Source organism: Siphonobacter sp. SORGH_AS_0500, assembly GCF_002838835.1.
Lineage (GTDB): Bacteria > Bacteroidota > Bacteroidia > Cytophagales > Spirosomataceae > Siphonobacter.
Map to the genome: position 1 here is coordinate 202781 of NZ_NHPP01000004.1, position 23191 is coordinate 225971.

The following is a 23191-nucleotide window of genomic DNA, read 5'->3' on the forward strand; positions in this document are numbered from 1 at the left end:
TAGTAGCCAAAATCTTCTCATTTGAAGTCATCCCCCCCAATCTGATCTATTGAGGCACAGGGAGCCGCTTTTCTTCCGTACTTTTAGCAATTGAAAAACCATTGCGAAACTGACTAAAACAGTCGGTCTTACCTGAAAACGCTTCTTCTCTCTATGAAGTTTAGATTTTTATTAGTCCTCACGGTTCTGCCGTACCTGAGCTGGAGCCAAAACGAAAAAATTACCGTAACGGACCTGACCCGTCTGAAGGCTGCTTCTGGCGTAGCTCTTTCGCCCGATGGCTCCAAGGCCATTTATGCGGTGCAGACCACTCAGGCCGATGATGAGAAAAAGTGGGAGTATAACTACCGCACTCATTTATGGATTACGGATTTTAAAAATCCTGCCCGTCAGCTAACGCAGGGGGAAGAAAGTGTAGGTCGCGGCATCTGGAAGGATGAAAAGACGTTGCTATTCATGCGTCCGGTGAAAGGGAAGTTGCAGTTATTTCAATTATCGCTCGATGGGGGAGAACCCAAGCAGTTAACCAACTGGAAGTATGGCATTGGAGCCGCTTATCTCTCGCCCGATCATTCTAAAATAGCTTTCTCGGTTAGTTTAGGTTTGAATGAATTACTAAAAGACAGTTTATTCAACCCGACTAAAACGGTGCCTCAGTGGGCCTTCGAAAAACCCGGCTTTCGGGATAATAATTTCCTGAAACCCGATTCGAAAGTAAAGCCTAACCCCGACGGTTCCATTGCTGAAATCCGGGCTTTTCTGGATCAGGATGTAGTGGATAAAAAAGCCAAGGTTATCAACCGACTGAACTTCCAGGGTGAGGCTACCACGCAACCGGAGTTAACATTTAGTCACATTTGTTTGGTTGAATTGAAGGAAGGAGCCCAGCCGAAGGTATTAACAACGGGCTTTAAATCCGTTCAGCCCGCGGGTTGGAGTACGGATGGGAAAGTACTGTTTGCGACAACGGGTCAGCAAGCTGCGATTCACCCGGATCGGGAACAAACCAGCAAGATCATTCAGATTTCACCAGAAACGGGCGAACAAAAGGATTTCTTCGTACCCCAAAATCAGCGGGCCATGGCTTCGTCGATTTCTAAGGATGGCAAGAAAATGATCGTGTTGACTTCGCCCGCTGAAGGCGTTAACCTTGCTCAGGTTAACATTATTAATACTACGGGTGAGGCCAAACCTACGCCTATTTCCTTCGACCGGGCGGCTTCGGGTTTTGTTTGGTCTAATGATTCGAAATACGTTTACTTCACGGCGGCTTCCAACGGTGGCGAACCTTTATACCGCATTAATGCAGCTACGAATCAAGTTGAAACCTTATCCGATTTTGATTCAGGCATTCTGGATTTTGACCTGAAAGGAGATAAACTCATTTTCGTTAAAACGCAGGTAACGGCACCTAACGAAGTCTACTGGACTTCAGTAGCCGGAACCGCTAAAAAAGGAAAGGCTACGGAATGGTCAACAGCCGAGTTGAAGAAAGCCGTACAATCCGCTCAGAAATTAACGAACCTGAATGACTGGGTTTCAAAGAAGGCCATCAGTATTCCTGAAAAACGTACCTTCCAGAACGAAAAAGGCCAGACTATAGAATACTGGATTATGAAACCAGCCCAGCTTCAGGCGGGTAAAAAATATCCTTTATTACTGAACATGCACGGCGGCCCGACGGCCATGTGGGGCCCTGGTGAAGCCAGTATGTGGCATGAGTTTCAGTTCTTTTGTTCCCAAGGATATGGAGTCGTTTACGCCAATCCTCGCGGTTCGGGCGGTTACGGCATTGATTTTCAACGGGGAAATATTAAAGACTGGGGCACAGGTCCCGCTTCTGACGTGTTAAGAGCCGCTACCGAAGCCGCGAAAGAATCCTGGGCGGATACCTCTCGTCAGGTCATTACGGGCGGTAGTTATGCCGGTTACCTAACGGCCTGGATCGTCGGTCACGATCATCGGTTTAAGGCTGCTTTTTCGCAGCGGGGCGTTTATGATTTAACGACCTTCCTGGGCGAAGGCAATGCCTGGCGGTTGGTTCCCAACTATTTCCAGTACCCCTGGTTGGATAAAAAGGATCGAGTTTTGGAGGCTAACTCACCTTATACCTTCGTCGATCAGATTCGCACGCCATTGTTAATTAAACACGGCGAAAACGATTTACGCACGGGTGTTATTCAATCCGAGATGATGTATAAATCCATGAAGATCATGGGTAAGGACGTTGAATACGTACGCATGCCCGGAGCCACGCACGAACTGAGCCGTTCGGGTAACGTTCGTCAACGCATCGACCGAATGCTGCGGATTTATGAATTCTTCGAACGTTACATCGGAGCCAAATAAGCAGGATGTTCTTGTAAGTAGTTGATAATAGACGGTTCGGTTGTAAAACGTTGACTATCCATCGATCGACGGACCACCCTTACTACCATCTCCCGTGAGTTATCTTCCGGGAGATTGTTTGTTTGATAGGAATCCTGTCCTTTTTTGAGTTACTTATGGACATCACTAGCTAGTACTGCCATGAAATCTACCTCAATTCTCATTCTATGTTGGATCATGCTGACCTTACCGCCGGCAATGGCTCAGCATCCTTTCTCCGCTGATTCTGTGGCCTTACTCAAAGCTACCTGGAATTTTCTGGATGTGGCTCCCGGAGTTACCTGGAAACAGGCTCATCTGAAAGAGAAAGAGTTATTCCATTCCAACCAGAACATCAATATTCTGGATACGAAGCTGAAAAATCGACGAGTTAGTTTCGGTTTCGTATCCGCAGATACGCCCGGTGATTCCGTGCGGAAGTTGATTCCGACGAGTGATTTACTGACGAAAGCCGGAGCAGTGGCCGCCGTCAATGGGACGTTCTTTTTCGTAAAACAGAAGGGTTCAGAAGATCAGATCAAGCTGGACGGGGTAGTGCTGGATAGCACTTTTTATACGCCCGGGAAACCATTAATGGAACATAAACAGGCGGCTATTACCATTCGGAAACGAAAGGTTACCATCGAGAGAGCACCTACGTCAGAGCCGGGTAGGCAGTATGGCTGGGACAAAAAATTGAGTGCCCCTAACGTCATGGTAACGGGACCTTTATTAGTGTGGGATGGCGAAACAGTGCCCTTGCAGAAGAATGCATTCAATGATAACCGCCATCCCCGAACAGCAGCCTGTATTACCAGGGAAAAACATTTGATTTTATTAACTGCCGACGGTCGCAATGCCCAGGCAGAAGGGCTGTCTTTGCATGAACTCGCCTTTTTGTTGAAACAACTGCGTTGTGAGCGGGCCGTAAACCTCGACGGGGGCGGTTCCTCAACGATGGTGATTTCCGGTCAGCCGTATAAAGGAGTGGTGAATATGCCGTCGGATAATAAAATGTTCGATCACCTCGGTGAACGTCCAGTGAGTAATGCGATTTATATTCGGAAGAAATAAACAGTCATGTTAACGAAGCGGCCCGGTACTATTGGTACCGGGCCGCTTCGTTACAGAACGATCATCCATTACTTCAAAAACTGATCCTGCAAGGCCTTCCGACTACGGGCCGTTAGCCCCATTTCTTTCTCCAGAAACTGATCCATGCTTCCGTATTTTTGGTCGATGGCCTGAAAGGTACTTTCCAGATAGGCCGGATTCGCATCCAGCAAAGAGCGGGCAGCCTCGGGGTTCAGCCCCTGCTGTGCCATGCCCTGAAGCATCCGTTCCCGGTCTGCTTTCCAGAACTGATTCGTTGCCTGATAATCCTTTAAAATCGTCTGTCGATCTACGTTCAGAGCGGAAAGAATCAAAGCTGCTCCAATACCCGTACGGTCTTTACCCGCTGTGCAGTGAAAGAGCAAGGATTCGTCCCCTTTCAGCGATAACAGGTGATCGAACAGCGGTTTGTACTTGGCTTTCAGGTGTTCAGTACTCCGGTACGTTTGCAACAGTAAAGTATCTTTCCGGGTGCTTTTCTGCATCGCCTCGTAAAACTTTGCCATCTGTATGTGTTCGCTACCCGCGGGCAAATGAACGTATTGCACACCCGTCGGGATACGGTCGGGAGCCTTCTGCACTTCTTCGGGGCTCCGCAAATCGCAGTCGACGGCCAGGTGCACGGCTTCCAGTGTTTTCAGATCCTTATCACTAAGCTTGCTAATATCTGCCGAGCGATAAATCCGGCCCCATTGTACCCGACGCCCATCCCGCGTAGGATAGCCGCCCAGGTCCCGAAAATTCGAGCTACCCTCCAGAGTTACGGCCCGGCGTGCGTTATACACAAGCGTATCTTGCTGAGCAGAAACGGTTCCCGAAACCAAGAGTGAAGCAAGGAGAATGAATGTCTTTTTCATACGTAAGAAAAAAGGAGTCAAAAAAGCAGATTAGGCGATTAGAAAATGTCCCAGCGAATACCTGCCTGCCCGCGTTGCGAATACCACTCGGTGCTGGTGGTTCGTCCGGGTTTGCCCATGTACATGCGAACAGGTTCGTTGGTGAGGTTATTGACTTCTACAAATACCCGGAGTTTTGGGTTGATCGTGTAGGCGGCTGAGCCGTCGAGTGTGAAGTTATCATCCGTCCAGGTATAGAAATCGGGTCCTAGCTGCTGGTTGATCGTTTCGACGGAACGGCCCCGGAAGTTCCCGGCCAGCCGAATGGTCAGGCCCTTGCGTTCGTAGAACAGAATGGAATTGAAGAGGAACTTCGACTGATTGGGTAACGAGGTTGTTTCGTACTGCGTTTCATTATTCACCCGCCGGGGCACTCGTAATGACGATTGAATAGCTGTACCGTTCAGCTCAAGGCCCAGGCCACTTAGCAAGCCCGGCAGGAAGTTGAAGCGACGGAGAATACCCAATTCAATTCCTTTTAAAGAAGCATTTTCCAGATTTTGCGGCTGGGTAACCAAGGCCTGTACGCCGTTGTAGGTTTCTACCGTCTGGTTACTGAAACTATAATCCTTGATTTTTTTGTAGAACAAACCACCCGTCAGTAAGCCGATATTATCGAAGTAATATTCGCCCATCAGATCGAAATTACTGGCGAAGGTGGGTTTCAGGTTGATATTACCCCGTGTAATGGTAATCGGATTAGTAGTAGTATTAATGTTTTCACCCGGATTCAGGTCCGAGAAGTTGGGACGAATGAAAGTACGCGTGAAGGCCGCCCGAATGACCGATTTCTGCGTCGGCGTGTACTTGAGGTGAAGCATCGGCAAAAAGGCATCGTAATTGTTCTTTACCGTAGTGGGAGTTACCGTTTCTACACTTTTCGACTGCCCGTTCGTTGTAACTGTTTCCCGTTTGTACGAAGAGCCGTTCAGAGCGACTGCCGTATGTTCGTTACGCACGCCGCCAAACAGTTTTAGTTTGGGAATAACGTTCCATTCACCCATCAGATACAGAGCCAGTACATTTTCGGTGCCATTGAAACGGCCGGTGGCATTAGAAACGGGGGTAACATCCCGGAATTGATTGGTCTGCTGAAACTGAGGGGAGAAAAGATCGAATAACTGATTTTTCGTCAGGCTATTGATGGCTAACGCATCGTAACCGTTGCCCAGATTCTGGAAGAAATTCTGACGAACTGGAAATTCCGTACGCTCCAGCTGACTCAGTGAGACCAGGGGAGCGGCTCCGGGGATACCCAGTGCCGCATTGGGTAAGTATACCTGAGCTGCATTTTGCGATTCTTTGTACTTATGACGGAATTTACCACCCACCTTCAGCGAAAAACGTGACGAAAGGTCGTATTTAGCATTAACCTGAGCTACCTGATCTGCTTCTTTCGTTCCCAACTGATACAGCACTAACTGGCGTAAGGTCAGTTGATTGGGATTCATTAACTCGGTTGGATCGTTGAGACGGGGAAGAATATGCATAGGATCGTCGCCGACGCCGTTGGGAGAATCAAAAGACAGATACCGTTTTCCATCCGAAGCCAGACCGCCGAAGCCTTTGGTTAGTTTCTGTTTGAAAGTGGCAATGGGTAATCCGCGTTTATCTTTAGGCAACGTAGGAGGCGTATCCATGTAGTATTCGCTGACGTAATGGGAAGCCGACCAATCCAGTTTCAAACGCGAAACCAGTTGATGTTCGCCGCCGATTTCGCCCCCGTCAATTCGCGTTTGATAGTACGAGTAGCGATAGTTCAACTGATACTCATTAGTATTGAAAAGCAGATAGGATTCGTACACAGGTCGAATATCATTGAACTTGTCATGCAAGGCCCGGCCAAAGAGGCGGTGCTTTTCGTTGAAACGGTATTCCAGGCCAGCATTAAGGCCATACGTCTGGCGTTTGCCCATGTATCGTTTCAGCAATAAACTATTGAGCGAATACCGTTGCTGCGGAACCGATAGAGCCGTATTGTAAGAAACCACGTACTCATCCGTTCCCCATTGCCGATCCCAGATGGCCGCCGTCAGCATTACGCCCAGCTTGCCTTTCAGGAAGCGGTCACCGTAGGTAATGGAGGCGTTATACGTCCCGTCTTTCGAGAAATGGTTATATCCACCCGCCGCACTTACACTCAGCTTACGAAACTCAGGAGCCACCCGTGTAACAAAATTGATCGAACCGCCAATGGCGTCACCTTCCATGTCTGGCGTAAGAGCTTTGGCAACTTGTACGTACTGGATAATCTCGGAAGGAACGGCATCGAGTACCGCGTTTCGGCTACCACCCACGCTGGCACTCGGCATCCGGGTGCCATTGAGTAGAGTAGATGTCCAGCTAAAGGGCACGCCCCGTACGGTAGCCTGATCGGCCTCGCCGTGGTAGCGAGCAACCGCCACCCCAGGCATCCGCTGAACGGCTTCGGCGGCGTTACGGTCGGGTAATTTTCCGATGGCATCGGCGGCCATCACGTCCATCATGGCAAGGGAATTTCGTTTGATGCTGATCGCCTTGATTTGCGAAGCCGCCATCGTCCCCCGAACGACGACATCCGACAAGGCTTTTCCTTCGGGAGTCAGTTTAATGATGGGAACCACCACTTCGCCAGTCGTGGCCTGTATGGTTACTTCTACCGTTTTGTATCCGATATATCCGGCAGTCAGCGTAACGGAACCCGCAGGTATATTCGTTAGCCAGAAGGCCCCGCTTTGATCCGTTACGGTTCCCTGCGAAGTACCTTTTATACGAATGGCAGCTCCAGGTAAGGGACCGTTTTCGTCCTCAATACGTCCCGTCAATGAGCCTGAATGTTGCCCAAACGTGACAGATACGCTGAAGCATAGGAGCAGACTCAAGAGTAGTTGTTTCAATTTCATAGGGGTGTATGTGTGTTTCGACGGCGAAGCTAGGAACGTGCGAAAAGAAAAAAGTCCAAGCCGAACGGGGCGAACCTGCCCGTTCGGCTTGGACTTTTGGTTCCTGTGAGTTATTGAAAATCAGGAACTTGTGAATTTTAAGGAATTGTTAAATTTAGGATGCCTCTTGTACCGGATTACTCAGAAATTGCTGATACTGCGTGGGACTGTACCCAGTCACTTTTTTGAAGTAGGTATTTAGGGTAGTCTTCGATTGAAAGCCGACCTGATGAGCAAGCTCCGCAATTTTTTCTCCGGGATGCTTTTTTAACAAAACGATCATTTCCTGTACGCGGTAATCATTCACGTATGCGTAAAAATTTTTCTCGGCTTTCTGATTCAATACCTGTGATAATTGCTGGCGGGAAATTTTCAGAGCCTGGGATAAATCATCCAGAGAAAGTTCAGAATTACGAAAGGGTTTTTCCCGTCGCATGAACTGTTCCAGAGCTTCGAAATAGGCTTGTAGTTGCATCTCCGAAAGACCTGACTTTTCGTAGGTCTCACGAACAGACGCTACTGATTTGAAGCCTATCTGTGTAGCGGCGTGCTGTCTCAGAAAGAACCGCAGGCAGATCCAGCAAATGAAGCCAAAAGCGAGGTAAGGGAAAAAATGAGCATCCCACTGCGTACCCAGCCAGCTATTGAGAAACGACGTAATATACCCCATGAACACCGAGATCATGAAGAACGCACTGCATTGCAACAACAGACTGCGTTCGTGTGAGGGTAGGTGTGTATCCGGTATAAGTTTCCAGAGCAGATAGGCGGTATAGCTGGCTACGGAAAGCATCAACAGGTAAACAAATACCTCAAACACTTGATGAAACAGAGCTGGATTTTGGCTGGGAAGTTGTCCGATGAGACAGGACACGTACAGGAGAAAGGCCAGCAGGAAAGGAATCAGGTGCAGACCCTTGTGCATTCGGGACATCTTTTGACCCTTAAACTGCCTATACTGAAAGTACAGCAGCGGCCCGTAGGAAAAGGTCGTAAAGCTATTAAGTCGACCAAACAGATACGGATCTTTCAATACCGAAAGCAAAAACAGTTTAATGCCCAGGTGGATACTGATGAGAACAATTAAGGTTTTCAGGTATAAATAATGACGATTGAAGATGGTTTGCTTGGGTAGTACGTACAAACCAATCAGAGCCTGGGCAAAAGCGAACGTGGTAATGAGGGAAAGCATATCGCATGAATTTCCAGTAAATATATTGCGATACCCTTCTCAGCTTGAGGCCGTTCTCATTAAGAAATTATTATCATAACCAAGGCTGGATTAGTCAAAAAAAGGTCTGGCACGAACCGTACCAGACCTTAAAATCAGTGCTATAGTTGTAATATTACAGATTTTGCTTTTTCATTTCCTTCACTGCATAATCCACCGCACGAGCCGTCAGAGCCATGTAGGTTAAGGAAGGATTTTGAGTCGACGTAGACGTCATGGCGGCTCCGTCCGTTACGAAGACGTTTTTACAGGCATGCAACTGGTTCCACTTGTTCAGCATCGAAGTTTTAGGGTCTTTCCCCATGCGTGCTCCGCCCATTTCGTGAATATCCAGGCCGGGGGCCTGCTTCGAATCCCTGGTTTTGATGTTTTTAAAACCAGCAGCTTCGTACATTTCCGTAAACTGCTCATAGAAATCCTTCATCATCTTCTCGTCATTATCATCATAGAACATGTTGATTTTGAGTTGAGGAATTCCGAACGGATCTTTCAGGGTGCCATCCAGACTAACCGTGCTGTTTTCTTTTGGTATCGTTTCGCCCATCATGTGGGAACCTACGTGCCAGCCGCCCCAGGAAGGATTCAGCAGGCTTTTCTTCAGGTCCGCACCGATGCCTTCGTTATTGGTATAGGTACTGCGGCCCGCATTGAAACCAGCCGCGTATCCACGAAGGAAGTTGGTTTCCTGTTTGTGTAAGTTCCGGAAACGGGGAATGTAAGGGCTGTTCGGACGGCGACCGGCAGTCGTCGAATCCAGATCGCCATCGTATTGGGCCGAGATCGTAGCCCGGTAATTATGGAAGGCAACGTATTTACCCAACACACCGCTGTCGTTGCCCAAACCAGTAGGGAAACGATTGGAGGTAGAATTCAGCAGAATCAGGTTGGTATTCATCGCTGCGGCGTTCACGAAAATGATACGAGCATAATACTCTGTCATTTTCTTTGTGTTCGCATCCACCACCCGAACGCCCGTTGCTTTCCCTTTTTTCTCATCGTAAATGATGGAATGAACTACGGAATCAGGACGAAGCGTCATTTTCCCGGTTTTCATTGCCCAGGGGATAGTCGAAGCATTACTGCTGAAATAGCCTCCAAAGGGACAACCCCGCTCGCAAATCGTGCGGTGCTGGCACTGGGCACGACCCTGCTGGAAGTGAATGTCCTTGGGTTCGGTCAGGTGGGCACAACGACCCTGAATCACCTGACGATCTTTATATTTGCTGGCAATGGCTTTCTGAAAGTGAGTTTCCGCACAGTTCATTTCGTGTGGTTTCTGAAACTCACCATCCGGTAACTGGGCCAGGCCGTCTTTATTCCCGGAAATTCCGGCAAATTTTTCTACGTAACTATACCAGGGAGCCAGATCGGCATATCGAATAGGCCAGTCTACGGCAAAACCATCGCGGGCGGGCCCTTCAAAATCCAGGTCACTCCAGCGTTGCGTCTGCCGGGCCCATAGTAAGGATTTTCCACCAACCTGATAGCCCCGAATCCAGTCAAAAGGTTTTTCCTGCACGTAAGGATGTTCGGCATCTTTCACGAAAAAATGCGTGGTTCCTTCGTAAAAAGCATAACACTTGCTCACCACCGGGTTGGCCTGTTTCACTTCCAGCGGAAGCTGATTGCGGTGTTCAAATTCCCAGGGGTTCATCACGCCCGTGGGATAATCGGTAACGTGCTTGACGTCGCGTCCACGTTCCAGCACTAAGGTTTTAAGCCCGTGTTTCGTTAACTCTTTCGCAGCCCAGCCACCGCTGATCCCCGAACCAATAACGATGGCATCGAACTGGTTACCCGCTGCTGTTTCCTGAATATACATACTGTCGTTATTTGCTAGTTGAAATGGGGACACATCCGTGGTAAAAGCCCGGAACAAGCTGGTAATGAGCTACATTGGTAAGGTAATATTCCGAAGTAGTAAAACCTTTGATCGTCAGCGTTTTCACGAGATTATAAAACGTTTTCGTCTCTTCGTCGGCACCCTGCGTGAGTAACTCATTGAGGAAAGCAGTCCGTTCGGCCTGGTTCATAGCCACGAAGTCTTTGCCCTTACTTTTCTTGGAAATATCACCAACCGTATACAGGCCGTTTTCCAGAGCATCCTGAGCCTGCGTATCCATACAATCTTTTACGATTTTCTGAATGTAGGTGTGAACGCCCAGGCTTTTTGCTCCCGGAATATCGGTCTCGGGAATGATCGTTTCTGCAATCTCAGCCAGCAAGGCATCATCGGCAGCGGAGAGGTAGGAGCGGCTTGCCGTCTGTGCAGCAACAGACTCCGTCGTCCAGTTCTGAGCCCAGGAGGGGAGGCTCAGCAGACCGCCGAAGGCGACGGCCATGTTTTTAAGGGCAATTCTTCGTTCCACAAGTAAAGGAGTTAATAAATGTATATCGTGTTTAGAGGAAGCATTGAACTTTCGAATATAATCAAAGGAACTCGGGTGAGAGCTAACGTCATAAGCAGAATTCGCCTATACAAATACTCGTGAACCGGAATAATTACTTCTGAATTCCCGTGGCGTGCACCCATTCTTCTTTAGAAAGGTTCGATTGAAATAGGAGAGGTTATTGAACCCGCATTTGTAAGAGACTTCCGCAATGGTTTGAGAAGTATCAATCAACATGCGGGATGCGTGTCCCAGCCTGATTTCATTTAAACTATCTATAAACGTTTTACCAGTACTTCTTTTGATAAATCGGCTGAAGGAAACTTCCGGCATGTTGGCTACTTTGGCTACATCGGCCAGGGTAATCTTCTTTTCGTAGTTTCCCTGCATGTATTCAAAGGCCTTTTCAATCCGGCGACTATTATAATGAATCGTATCGTTTGTGAACGATGCATTCGATAACGTACGCATATTCCGCGAGATGGACAGGTCGTGCAGAATAGACATTAAATCCAGCACGGAGTCAAATCCGCTTTTTTGCGTCAGGGCTTCCAGCCGGGGCCGAACCGCTTCAATGGTCTCGCGGGAAAAGAGCACGCCCTTCGAGGCCCGTTCGAGTAAGGCCCGAATGAAACTCAACTGGTTTCGGCGTAATAATCTCTCATCAAACAAATCCCGGTGAAACTGAATCGTTATTTCCCGAATTGCGGTATTAGGGCACTGATGATTGAACCACCCATGTGGCAAATTACTGCCTACCAGCACCAGCTCCAGGTTTTCAATCACGTCGGAATGATCCCCGATGATTCGCTTAATACCCTCACCATGAGCGATAAAATTCAATTCAAACTCATCATGGTAATGAAGTGGAAAGTCAAAATCTGACTTTACCCGGGCAAACAGTGTAAAACAGTCGTGCTGAGTAAGGGGCGTAATCTCCCGGTAAATGTTACTCATAAAGCAAAAGTAAAATAAGTTTTAGGTAATAACAACAATCGATGATAACATAGTATTATAACAAAGATAGATTTAATAGTGGATTTCATTAGAATAATCAAAGAAAAATACGCACTCTAATCGTCAATTTAGTAATTAATCAATATTATATGATAATATATGGCTGATAAAAATATCAATCTGTTTTAAAAAATGATAAAATAGTATTATTCGGTTGATAAGATTGAAACATAATTTTGTTGCGAAAAAATTGACCTTATGAAACTATTGAAGCTTTATCTAATCTTCACCATATGCCTGCTTCTGGGGTGTATGGGCAACCTGTATGCTCAAACCAGGAGCATCTCCGGGACCGTCGCCGATGAAAAGGGCGAATTATTACCCGGCGTGAGTATTTCCGTGAAAGGCACGACGGTTGGGACCAATACCAATGCGGAGGGTCGTTTTACGTTAAATGTTCCCACCAATGGTACTACACTGCTCGTATCCTTCGTCGGAATGCAATCCAAAGAAATCCCATTAACCTCTGAATCTACCTATGCGATTGTACTGAACTCGGATACCAAAGCTTTAGATGAAGTAGTGGTAATCGGTTATGGTTCGGCTCGCAAGAGTGACCTGACCGGATCAGTGGCTTCGGTAAAGTCGGAACAGTTAACTCAGATCGCTACGCCTAACGTAACCCAGGCTTTGCAGGGCCGCGTAGCAGGGGTGGACGTAACGGCCAATTCGGGTGAGCCGGGTGGAGCCAGCCGGATTCGTATTCGGGGCGTGGGTACGATCAACAACTCCGATCCTCTGTACGTAGTAGATGGTTTCCAGACGGCTGATATCAGCTTCCTGGCTCCAACGGATATTTCGTCGATGGAAATTCTGAAGGACGCGTCGGCAACGGCTATTTACGGTTCTCGTGGAGCAAACGGGGTAGTATTGATCACTACGAAACGGGGTCGTTCAGGCCCGGCTAAATTTACGCTGGATGGTTATGCCGGGGTTCAGAATGCCTGGAGAAAACAAAGTCTGCTGAACGCCAGTCAGTACGCAACGCTGCGTCTGGAAGCGTATCGCAATGATGGAACCGTGTTGGACCCAACGGGCCAGGAATATCAGATACTGACCAACGCCGTTCAATCCAACATGGTTGGTACCGATTGGCAGAAGGAAGTCATGCAATCGGGTTCGATCCAGAACTACACGCTGAACGTCATGGGTGGTTCGGATAAATCACGTTACAGCCTGACGGGAACGTATTTTGGTCAGGATGGTATCGTAAAAAACTCTTCATTGCGTAAGTATTTCCTGCGTTTCAACAACGATTACACGTTTACGAACTGGTTGACAGGTGGCGTTTCGGCAGCCTTCTCCCGCACGAACAAAACGTTCACCAATAATGACTTGTTTGCCGGAGTATTAACCACCGCTTTGCGGGCAGAACCTATTACTCCTGCCTGGAATAGCACGACGAATAACTGGGGCCGTACGATTGTTTCGCAGGAAAATAACCCTGCCCGTGCCGCCAGTGAAATGTCGGGTAACAAAGGTTACGAAAGTCTGCTGAACGCAAATGCCTACGCAGAAGCTTCATTCCTGAAGCACTTCAAACTTCGTTCGCAATTCGGGGTGAATTACAGGAACATTCACAACAAACAATATTTACCCGAATTCTTCCTGGATATTAAGGAGTTACGGGCCAATAGCCAGTTGACGGAATTACGTGGCGAGCAAACCCAGTGGGTTTCATCCACTTACCTGACTTATGATAACGATTTCGGTAAGCACCACGTAGGAGCGATGATCGGTACGGAGTCGCAACGGTTAACGTATGCTGATTTCGGAATCACGGCGTATGACGTGCCTTCGAATGCAGACTTACGTTACCTGTCTTCCAGCCGTAACGCCAATAGCTATAACGTAACCAGCACGCAGTCAGACGAATCCATTCTGTCTTTCTTCGGTCGGGCAAACTATAGTTACAATGATCGTTACATGTTAACGGCAACCTTGCGTTACGACGGTTCATCCCGCTTCCTGCCGAGCAATCGCTGGGGTTTGTTCCCTTCTTTCGCGGCGGGCTGGAACATCACGGATGAACCCTTTATGGCTAACCTCAATGCCATCAGCAACCTGAAATTACGGGCAGGCTGGGGCCAGGTGGGTAACCAGAACTCGGCTAATAACTATGGTTATGTAACGACGATTTCAGGGGGTAACCGTTACGTATTCGGAAACCAGATTGTGGAAGGCTTCGCTCCGACGATGGCGAGTAACCCCAATTTGAAATGGGAAACGACGACGAGCTCAAACATCGGTATCGACGCGGATTTCTTCAATCATAGCTTAAGTCTGACCGCTGATTACTTCGTGAAGACCACTACTGACATGATTGTGCGGGTTCCCGTTCCCGTATTCGTAGGGGTTGGACCTCCGTACGTGAACGCGGGTAGTATGCGTAACAACGGTATCGAGTTGGCTTTGAACTACCGCAATGAGGTAGGCGATTTCCGGTACGACTTGGGCGTGAACTTCACGAAAATCAAAAATGAAGTAACCAGCTTGGGCGGTGGAACGGGCATTGAATCGGCCAACGTGATTGGTAACTGGGGTAACATTACCCGTACATCAGTAGGTCGGGAGATTGCCTATTTCTACGGAATGAAAACGGATGGTATCCTCAGAACGCAGGAAGAAGCCAATGCCTATAATGCTCAGTACAAACCTGAAAATGCAGCACAGGCGGGCGATGTTCGTTTCGTGGATACGAACGGAGATGGGGTGATCAGCAGTGACGACCGGGTATACCTGGGAAGTGCCACGCCTAACTTCAGCTACGGGATCAATGCTAATTTCGGCTATAAAAACTTCGATCTGAAAATCTTCTTTCAGGGAGTTCAGGGCGTAGAAGTAGTGAATGCTCTGGATTACTTCACTCGAAACTCACAAGGTATCTGGAATTCCGTTCCTGATCGCCTCAACCGCTGGACGCCAGAAAATACGAATACAAACGAGCCCCGCATGACAGCAAAAGATGCGAATGCAAACTACCGTTTCAGCGATCGGTTCGTACAAAGCGGTGATTACCTCCGTCTGCGGAACGTAACGCTGGGGTATACCATTCCTAAAACGGTAACGGAACGCTGGAAAATGTCAACCGTTCGTGCGTATGTGTCAGTAGACAACCTCCTGACTGTAACGGGTTACAAAGGGCTGGATCCTGAAATTGGTGAGTACGGTTACAACCGCAGTTACAATCCGCTGGCCGTTGGTGTTGACGTAGGAACCTACCCCCAACCCCAAACCTGGCGTGCCGGATTGACGCTTAATTTCTAGTAGTTGTCAGTTTTTGGTTTACAGTTTTCAATGAAAAAGAACTGTAAACTGAAAACGGTAAACAGTAAACTGATCAAAATGAAATTCAAATATATCATAGTTGCATTGTTGCTGGCTACGAGTGGCACGATGCAGAGCTGTAGCGATTTCCTTCAGAAAGATCCCCTCGGACAGGATACCGACGTTACCTATTATCAGGATGCCAACAATGCTATTCTGGCCGTTAACGCCGCTTATGACGTGTTGGGTTATGACGAAGGAAACGACGGTTTAGGGAACTACGTCAACCATAACTACGAGTGGATGTTTGGCGATGTACTTTCGGAAGATGCGGAGAAAGGCAGTACGCCGGGCGATATGCCTCCGCTTCAGGAGTTGAAAGAATGGCGGGCCAATGGAAGTAATACCATCGCCCAGGCCGTTTGGCAGAACATGTTTCAGGGCGTGTACCGGGCTAACCTGGTTATTCAGAACTTGGCAAATTCACCGATTGAAGAAGCCCTGAAAAACCGTCTGTTGGGTGAAGCTTACTTCATCCGGGGGTATTGCTATTTCTACATGTTGCGTTTATACGGCGGGCTTCCTCTGTTTGACAAGCCCGTGGAAACGTCTCAGTATAGCACCAGCAAGAGAGCAACTTTAGGGGAAACGTATGGGTTCATTGAAGCGGATTTCAAACGGGCGTTGGATTTATTACCCGAGAAAAATGGATATGATGCCGCTGACGCTGGCCGTGCTACCAAAGGTGCGGCTCGTGGGTACCTGGCCCGTGCCATTATGTATCAGTTAGGAACGGATAATACCAATAACCACACCTGGCAGCAGGTATACGATTACGCGGATGCCATCGTAAAATCGGGTCAGTATAGTTTAACGACGAACTACGCGGCTATTCAGGAAGAGGAAAGCGAAAACAACGCGGAGTCGATCTTCGAAATTCAGTTTGCGGAGTCGAACGTAGGTTGGGGAATTCAACGCGTAGGAACGGAAAATAACATCATCCAGAACAACCGGAATACCTGGGGTTGGGGTTTTAATAATCCGACGCAAAGCCTGGTGGATGCCTTCGAAGCAAACGACCCTCGCAAGAATATAACGGTTTATAAAACGGGTGATATTGTCACGGGCCTTTTGCAGGTGATTAATTATCCTTCCGAAAACTCAACGGGTTACCTGAACCGGAAAGCCGCCATTGTGAAGCCAACGACGCCTTCTCAGTCGCCGCAAAATATCCGTAAAATGCGTTATGCGGATGTGTTATTGATGAAAGCAGAAGCGGCGGCTCATCTGGGTATGGAAAGTGAAGCCCGCACCATTCTGAACCAGATTCGGACCCGGGCCCGTCAATCGACGTTAGGAAAAGGTTCGGTGTTGAATACCATGACTTACGAACCCGCGAATACACCTGCTTCGGCTTTACCCGCCATCGGTGCTTCGGTATCGGGAACTGCTCTGCTGAACGCGATTTACCATGAGCGTCGGGTCGAGCTGGGAATGGAATCTCTGCACTTCTGGGATCAGGTTCGTACCGGAACGTACATGAGTTCATTACCTACTTCCGTACGTGCCTCAGCCATGTCTCACAGCATTCAGGGATCAGTTAATCCGATTCCCGTATTGCCCATCCCACTGAACGAAGTACAATCCTGGGGACTGCAACAAAATCCTGGATACAATTAATAGTGGAGTTAGAGAAGTTTTGGGTTTAGGGTTTTGAGTTAAAGGTTCAGAGTTGATTACACAACTTGTTAACTCAAAACCCCAAACTCAAAACTCAAAACCCCAAACTCAATCGGGCTTCTATTCTAGATCATAGGATAGAAGCCCGTTTTTGTCTCTTTACTTCTTAGTTTTAGCAATTAATCAATGTTTTATGCTACGAACTGCTCTTATTTTGCTGGGGTTAACGACTGGAAGTCTGTTTGCTCAAAGCTTACCCATTGATCGTCAGGCCACCAAAGAAACCCGGAACCTGTACCGCAATCTTCAGAAGGCCTCGAAAAAAGGAACGATGTTCGGTCATCAGGATGATTTGGGGTATGGGGTAAACTGGCGGGCCGAGGCCGGTCGCTCGGATGTGAAAGACGTAACGGGTGAGTATCCTGCTGTTTTCGGTTGGGATTTGGGCCGAATTGAACTGGATAGCACGAAGGAAATTGACGGCATCCCGTTCGAAAGTCAGCGGAAAATGATTCAGCAGGTATATGCTCAGGGTGGGGTGAATACGTTTAGCTGGCATCTGAACAATCCGGTTGATCCCACTAAAACCAGTTGGGACGCCATGGATTTTAGCATTCGCAACATTTTCAGCGATAAGGAAATTCAAAATCGATATGATTCCTGGCTGGACCGGGTAGCCACCTATTTCCTCAGCCTGAAAGGCCCGAAAGGAGAGTTAATACCAGTCATTTTCCGGCCTTTTCACGAGCATACCGGAAGCTGGTTCTGGTGGGGGAAAGACCACGCAACGGTGGACGAGTACGTGAAATTATGGCGTTATACCGTTGAATATCTGCGGGATAAAAAAGGTGTTCATAACCTGTTATATGCGTATAGCACGGATCGTTTTACCTCGCGTGAAGAGTACCTGGAACGCTATCCCGGCGATGATGTGATTGATCTGGTAGGGTTTGACATTTACCACCGACCACAAACCGCCAAGCCGGATCGTTTTCTGGAGGATACCCGCAAAATGGTGGAGATCCTTAGAACGATTGGTAAAGAAAAAAGAAAGTATACGCCATTACCGAAACCGGACTGGAGAAACTCCCCATGCCTGACTGGTGGTCGGAGGTATTAACCCCGATCATCAAAGACGCGGGATTGTCTTACGTACTGGTGTGGCGAAATGGTAACCCCGGTCACTTTTATGCTCCGTATCCCGGGCAGGCAAGTGCCGAAGATTTTAAGAAGTTTGCCCGGCGTTCCGATGTCTTCCTGCAAAAGAAAGCCGCTGCCCAGAAGCTGTATAAGTAGTTACTGGTTAATAGTTGTTGGTTATTAGTTGTTAGTAAAACAAGCAACTAATAACCAACAACGAACAACTAAAACTGGGTGGCAGGACGTTGGGCGGACGCAACGACGCACTCATGAAGTTATCAGTACTGGATATTTGCATTATTGTTTGTTACCTGCTAGCCGTTATTGTGCTGGGGCTGGTGCTCAAAAAAAGGGCCGCCAAAGACAAAGAAGCGTATATGTTGGGTGGTAAAACCTTGCCCTGGTATATGCTCGGCCTCTCGAATGCTTCGGATATGTTTGACATTTCCGGGACGATGTGGATGGTTTCGCTGGCCTTTGTTTATGGACTAAAAAGCCTCTGGATTCCCTGGCTCTGGCCGGTCTTTAATCAGGTTTTCATGATGATGTACCTATCTGTCTGGTTGCGACGCTCGAACGTTACCACCGGGGCCGAATGGATCGGAACGCGATTCGGAAGAGGAAAGGGGGTCAAGGCTTCGCATACCATCGTGGTTGTTTTTGCCTTGTTGAGTTGTCTGGGTTTTTTGGCGTATGGCTTTGTGGGGCTGGGCAAATTTGTGGAGATATTCATTCCTTTTCAGAGTATCGCTCCTTATCTACCTTTCTCGGTTTCTCCGGAATACGTAGCTCCTTTTTACGGAATCATTTTCACAGCCTTCGCGGTGTTTTATGCCATTCTGGGGGGGATGACTAGCATCGTCATCGGCGATGTTATGAAATACGTTATCATGACCATCTCGGCATTGGTAATCGCGGTCATTGCCATGGATAACCTTTCGGGAAAAACACTGGCGGTGCCGCAGGGATGGTATACCCCCTTTTTCAGTTGGCGGCTCGATGATTTGGACTGGACGGGAATGATGGAGGAAGTGAACGACAAAATTCAGTCAGACGGCTTTTCTTTGTTTGGGGTGTTTTTCATGATGATGCTGTTCAAGGGAGTGCTGGCCAGTCTGGCTGGGCCTGCCCCGAATTACGACATGCAGAAAATTCTTTCGACTAAGTCGCCCCAGGAAGCAGCCAGGATGAGTGGCTTCGTTTCAATCGTCCTGTTACCCGTTCGCTATGCCATGATTATGGGTTTGACAGTCCTGGCCTTGCTCAATTTCGATCACTTAAATCTGCATGGAACGCACGGAATTGATTTCGAGAAAATTCTTCCAGCGGCCATCTTACACTTTGTTCCGGCAGGCCTGATGGGTTTATTACTGGCGGGCTTACTGGCCGCCTTTATGGGCACTTTTGCCGGAACACTGAATGCCGCTCAGGCCTATATCGTCAATGACATCTACCTGAAATACGTTAATCCGGGAGCCTCCAACCATCGCATTTCCAGAATGAATTACCTTTCGGGTCTGACGGTGGCATTGATTGGCATTCTTTTGGGGTTATTTGCCAAAGACGTAAATAGTATTTTACAGTGGATTGTCTCGGCATTGTACGGCGGCTACATCGCGGCTAATGTGCTGAAATGGCACTGGTGGCGATTTAACGCGAGTGGTTTTTTCTGGGGAATGGTAGCCGGAATTATTCCAGCCCTGATTTTCCCGGTCGTTTTCCCGCACACGCTAAGTCTGTATTATTTCCCTTTGTTGTTCGTGATTTCACTCGCAGGCTGTGTGTGTGGATCGTTGGTAACCCCTGCAACGAACATAGATACGCTGAAAACCTTTTACCGCACCGTTCGACCCTGGGGTTTCTGGAAACCCATTCAGGCATTAGTACAGCAGGAAGATCCTGATTTTCAGCCTAATTCCGATTTTAGAAAAGATACTTTAAATGTCGTGGTTGGAATAATCGCTCAGTGTACTTTAACGCTCGCACCCATGTATTGGGTACTGAAAATGAATCTGGAACTGTCGGTTACGCTGCTGGCACTGGGGGTATGCATATTCATCCTAAAAAGAACCTGGTGGGATCATCTCTACGATGAACCACCACTGGTGAAGGGAAACCGTTTAACCAAAACCCTGGATGACTTTCCAAGATAAATACCAGATTCAGGAAGAAGCGGTAACCAAGGTAACTAGCTTTATTAGGCATCCAGATTAACATCCGAGTCAGCTTCTCCAGCATTATTAATTCCATTAATAAATCTAAGAAGTCCAGCGGACTTCAATATGAATAGCCCCGGATGAAATCCGGGGAATGATGCCAGCTTACGAATGGCGTTCAGATCCCCGGATGTTAATCCGGGGCTATCCGTATTCAACCCCTCCGGGGTTATGGAGTCAAACGATTATTCATAAAAATACCCCCCAAGTAGTGTCTAACTTCTGGGGGGCACTCCACCTCGTTTGGGGGCTTTTTTATAGAAAACGCTGATCCTCATTAAACCGGCACGGCTGGATTGGTTACCTTTCGTTGTACCATCTTGTTCACCAGATACATCATTGCAATACCAACAATCATACCCAGGATAACGACGTAACTCAAAATATCGTAATGTTCAATGTATCCTGTCGGCGTTTCGGAAACGATCATTCCGGCGATGACTGCGGCGAGCCACCGGCCATTTGTTGAACCGAAGAGTTAATACTCATAAACGCCCCCCGATCCTGCAAGGTAGGAATGGCCGTCATCAGGGCCGAAGAAGAGATAATGCGGGAAGTAATTCCCACGAACATGATAACATTAATAATAATGACTGTAGTCAGCGGAGTAGGGCCGAGGTTCCCATAAATTCCCGTCATAATCATCGCCAATACCGACCCTGCAAAGAACAGACGATATTTGCCAATACGGTCGCTGTATTTCCCAATTAAAGGTCCTGCAATCATAGAGCTGATACCCGTAATGACATATACCGTAGGTAAATCAGCAAACGGAATTTGCAGGTTATGCACACTATACGCACTGCCAAAGGGCATCAGCATGTAACCTCCCATGGCCAGTAACGTCGTGGTAGCAAAAGCGAGTAGGTAATTCGGTTTAGATAAGGTTTTCTGCAGGTGTACAAAGGCATTCTGTTTTTCCGTACTCTTCAAATGGGCATCAATCGGCTTTAGATACACCACAATTAAAATACCAATGATGATGCAAAAACCGACAATCATAGTAAAGGGCGAATGCCAACCGAAGTGGTTAGCCAGGTATAAGCCGATGGGAATTCCCAAAACCTGACTCGTAGCAAAGGCCATTTGCACAAAACCCATGACCCGACCGCGAACTTCCAGAGCAAATAAGTCGGTAATGATCGCCGCACAAATAGAGCCGATTACCCCGCCAAATAGTCCCGTGAAAATCCGGGCGAAAAGCAGAAAATGAAAATCAGTGGCGATGCTGCACAAGAACGTACCGATGGTAAAGCCAGTGTAAAAAAACAGAAGTAACTTCTTGCGGTCAAACTTATCAGCGAACCCCGCAGCTAATAAGCCCGATGCTCCGGCACTAAACGCATAGGCCGACACCACCCAGCCAAATTGAGCGGGAGAAATGTGCATGGTAGGCATAAGGATGGCTCCGAGGGGAGACAACACCATGAAATCCAGAATGATGGTAAATTGAAGAATCGCCAGAATGGCAATAACGAAGGTTTCGTATTTGGAAAACTTTTGGGAAGAATCCATGGGTATGATTAAGGAAAAATAGGTTAGCTCGTTGCAACGAGTAATAAATCAGCACCACTGATCAAGACACTCCTTGGAGTAGCTAGTCAAGTCCTGCTTCGTCAAATAATGCTTTTACTTGGATTGTAAACTATTGATCCACCAGACGTTACCGAAAGGGTCAATCACTCCACCACTGCGGCCATAAGACTGATCACTCACTTCCATCAAAATGGTACTACCTTGTTCTACGGCCTTGCGAACGGCTTCGTCGGCATTATCTACGTAGACAAATAAACTGCAGGATTGCGGTCGCCATTCTTCCGTGCTGTCGCAAAGCATAAGGGTACTTCGACCAATTTGATATTCAGCGTGCATAACCGTAGTGTCGTCCCGTTTCGCCAGATAGACTTCCTTGGCCTGAAACACATATTTAATGAAGTCAATGAACTGAAAAGCACCTTCCAGAATAAAGTACGGCATGACCGACTGGTGATGATGGGGAAATAGTTTCATTCGTGAGGACGTATTAAGCACGGAATTACTTCAAATGTAAAGAAAAAGAATGAGTGATAGCGGGTTTAATGAGGCATAGTTACCGCAAGGGTGCGGAGGCTTTTCTATAAAAAATCTATCTTTTGTTAGGACTGATTACGAGGATAGAATAGATCTAAGTATTATAAATAGCCTCTGTTAATCAGTGTTTTAAGAGAGTGTAAGTTGAATAATGGGCTTACTAAAGCACTAGAATAACTAGGTTGAAGGAATATGTTTTTCTACTTAAGAGGCATCACACAAGTATAAACTTACTTAAGTCATGGAACAGAAACTGCAAGGAAAAAAAGTAGCAATTTTACTTACCGATGGATTCGAACAAGTAGAATTAACCGAACCACAACAAGCATTAATAGATGCCGGTGCTGAAACAAAAATTATTTCTCCTAAAGAGGGTCAGGTAAAAGGTTGGGATCACACAGATTGGGGCGATTCATTCGCAGTAGACGTGCCCTTATCAGAGGCAAATCCCGAAGACTATGATGCCTTATTGTTGCCCGGTGGGGTAATGAATCCTGATAATCTACGGATGGACAAAGATGCTGTAGCTTTCGTAGAACACTTCTTTGAAGCTTCAAAACCCGTAGCAGCCATTTGCCACGCACCCATCATGCTGATTGAAGCAGATGTAGTGGAAGGTCGGAAATTGACTTCTTTTCCATCCTTACAGACGGATTTAAGAAATGCCGGAGCCGAATGGGTTGATGAAGAAGTAGTGACAGACAACGGTTTGGTAACCAGCCGCAAGCCCGATGATATTCCTGCATTTAATAAGAAAATGATTGAGGAAATTGCGGAAGGTCAACACGCAACGACTTATTAATAGTAGCATTTTCAATACGATAGTTCCTAACTGGTTTTGTAGAAAAAATTCTATAAAATATAATTGGAATACTATTTTATT

At 47.4% G+C, this 23191-nt stretch carries 18 protein-coding genes; 8 read left to right on the forward strand and 10 right to left on the reverse strand.

The genetic code is table 11. The features are described 5' to 3' along the window. Window positions 1–153: 153 nt before the first annotated feature. Window positions 154–2349 carry a S9 family peptidase gene (locus BWI96_RS06275; RefSeq protein ID WP_106635830.1) on the forward strand — a complete coding sequence of 732 codons (2196 nt, stop codon included), beginning with the start codon at window positions 154–156 and terminating at the stop codon, window positions 2347–2349. A gap of 180 nt (window positions 2350–2529) precedes the next feature. Continuing rightward, window positions 2530–3441, forward strand: a complete 912-nt coding sequence (locus BWI96_RS06280; RefSeq protein ID WP_106635831.1) for a phosphodiester glycosidase family protein — start codon at window positions 2530–2532, stop codon at window positions 3439–3441. A 68-nt stretch (window positions 3442–3509) separates the two neighbouring features. Here the strand turns inward: BWI96_RS06280 and BWI96_RS06285 are convergent, their stop codons facing one another. The 6 genes from BWI96_RS06285 to BWI96_RS06310 all read right to left on the reverse strand — a co-directional run bounded on the left by BWI96_RS06285 (window position 3510) and on the right by BWI96_RS06310 (window position 11875). After that, entirely contained in the window at window positions 3510–4337 is an 828-nt protein-coding gene (locus tag BWI96_RS06285; protein ID WP_106635832.1) for a tyrosine-protein phosphatase, read from the reverse strand. A 38-nt stretch (window positions 4338–4375) separates the two neighbouring features. Then, window positions 4376–7252, reverse strand: a complete 2877-nt coding sequence (locus BWI96_RS06290; protein ID WP_232793598.1) for a TonB-dependent receptor — start codon at window positions 7250–7252, stop codon at window positions 4376–4378. A gap of 160 nt (window positions 7253–7412) precedes the next feature. Further along, the gene (locus tag BWI96_RS06295; RefSeq protein WP_106635834.1) at window positions 7413–8489 is read right to left on the reverse strand and encodes an AraC family transcriptional regulator; all 1077 of its coding nucleotides are present in this window, start codon (window positions 8487–8489) and stop codon (window positions 7413–7415) included. A gap of 154 nt (window positions 8490–8643) precedes the next feature. Continuing rightward, complete coding sequence (locus BWI96_RS06300) at window positions 8644–10350, reverse strand: FAD-dependent oxidoreductase (RefSeq protein WP_106635835.1); 1707 nt, start codon at window positions 10348–10350, stop codon at window positions 8644–8646. Between the two features lie 7 nt (window positions 10351–10357). Then, complete coding sequence (locus tag BWI96_RS06305; RefSeq protein WP_232793599.1) at window positions 10358–10897, reverse strand: gluconate 2-dehydrogenase subunit 3 family protein; 540 nt, start codon at window positions 10895–10897, stop codon at window positions 10358–10360. Between the two features lie 105 nt (window positions 10898–11002). Then, window positions 11003–11875, reverse strand: a complete 873-nt coding sequence (locus tag BWI96_RS06310) for an AraC family transcriptional regulator (protein ID WP_106635837.1) — start codon at window positions 11873–11875, stop codon at window positions 11003–11005. Between the two features lie 312 nt (window positions 11876–12187). On the opposite strand from BWI96_RS06310, the gene BWI96_RS06315 reads away from it, so the two are divergent. The 5 genes from BWI96_RS06315 (at window position 12188) to BWI96_RS06330 (ending at window position 20175) form a co-directional block, all read left to right on the forward strand. Further along, window positions 12188–15202, forward strand: a complete 3015-nt coding sequence (locus BWI96_RS06315; protein ID WP_157830238.1) for a TonB-dependent receptor — start codon at window positions 12188–12190, stop codon at window positions 15200–15202. Between the two features lie 78 nt (window positions 15203–15280). Continuing rightward, on the forward strand, window positions 15281–16882 hold the full coding sequence (locus BWI96_RS06320; protein WP_198555156.1) for a RagB/SusD family nutrient uptake outer membrane protein: 1602 nt from the start codon (window positions 15281–15283) through the stop codon (window positions 16880–16882). 193 nt (window positions 16883–17075) lie between these two features. Beyond that, a complete protein-coding gene (locus tag BWI96_RS06325; protein WP_232793600.1) occupies window positions 17076–18002 on the forward strand; it encodes a glycoside hydrolase family 26 protein in 927 nt (308 codons plus the stop codon). Continuing rightward, the gene (locus BWI96_RS22195; protein ID WP_232793601.1) at window positions 17975–18178 is read left to right on the forward strand and encodes a hypothetical protein; all 204 of its coding nucleotides are present in this window, start codon (window positions 17975–17977) and stop codon (window positions 18176–18178) included. Before BWI96_RS06325 ends, BWI96_RS22195 begins: the two co-directional genes overlap by 28 nt. Window positions 18179–18291: 113 nt before the next feature. Further along, window positions 18292–20175 carry a sodium:solute symporter family protein gene (locus BWI96_RS06330; RefSeq protein ID WP_106635840.1) on the forward strand — a complete coding sequence of 628 codons (1884 nt, stop codon included), beginning with the start codon at window positions 18292–18294 and terminating at the stop codon, window positions 20173–20175. Between the two features lie 44 nt (window positions 20176–20219). Here the strand turns inward: BWI96_RS06330 and BWI96_RS21480 are convergent, their stop codons facing one another. From BWI96_RS21480 to BWI96_RS06340, 4 genes are all read right to left on the reverse strand, one after another. Beyond that, window positions 20220–20396 (reverse strand): hypothetical protein, encoded by a 177-nt coding sequence (locus BWI96_RS21480; RefSeq protein ID WP_157830240.1) that lies wholly within the window; start codon window positions 20394–20396, stop codon window positions 20220–20222. A gap of 119 nt (window positions 20397–20515) precedes the next feature. Then, window positions 20516–20668, reverse strand: coding sequence for a hypothetical protein (locus BWI96_RS22200; RefSeq protein ID WP_232793602.1), 153 nt, complete (start codon window positions 20666–20668; stop codon window positions 20516–20518). Continuing rightward, complete coding sequence (locus BWI96_RS06335; RefSeq protein ID WP_232793603.1) at window positions 20665–21753, reverse strand: MFS transporter; 1089 nt, start codon at window positions 21751–21753, stop codon at window positions 20665–20667. The genes BWI96_RS22200 and BWI96_RS06335 overlap by 4 nt, the downstream gene beginning before the upstream one ends. Before the next feature lie 114 nt (window positions 21754–21867). After that, window positions 21868–22248 (reverse strand): VOC family protein, encoded by a 381-nt coding sequence (locus BWI96_RS06340; protein ID WP_106635841.1) that lies wholly within the window; start codon window positions 22246–22248, stop codon window positions 21868–21870. 301 nt (window positions 22249–22549) lie between these two features. Between BWI96_RS06340 and BWI96_RS06345 the strand changes: the two genes are divergently transcribed. Next, window positions 22550–23110, forward strand: a complete 561-nt coding sequence (locus BWI96_RS06345; protein ID WP_106635842.1) for a type 1 glutamine amidotransferase domain-containing protein — start codon at window positions 22550–22552, stop codon at window positions 23108–23110. The last annotated feature ends 81 nt before the right edge of the window (window positions 23111–23191 follow it).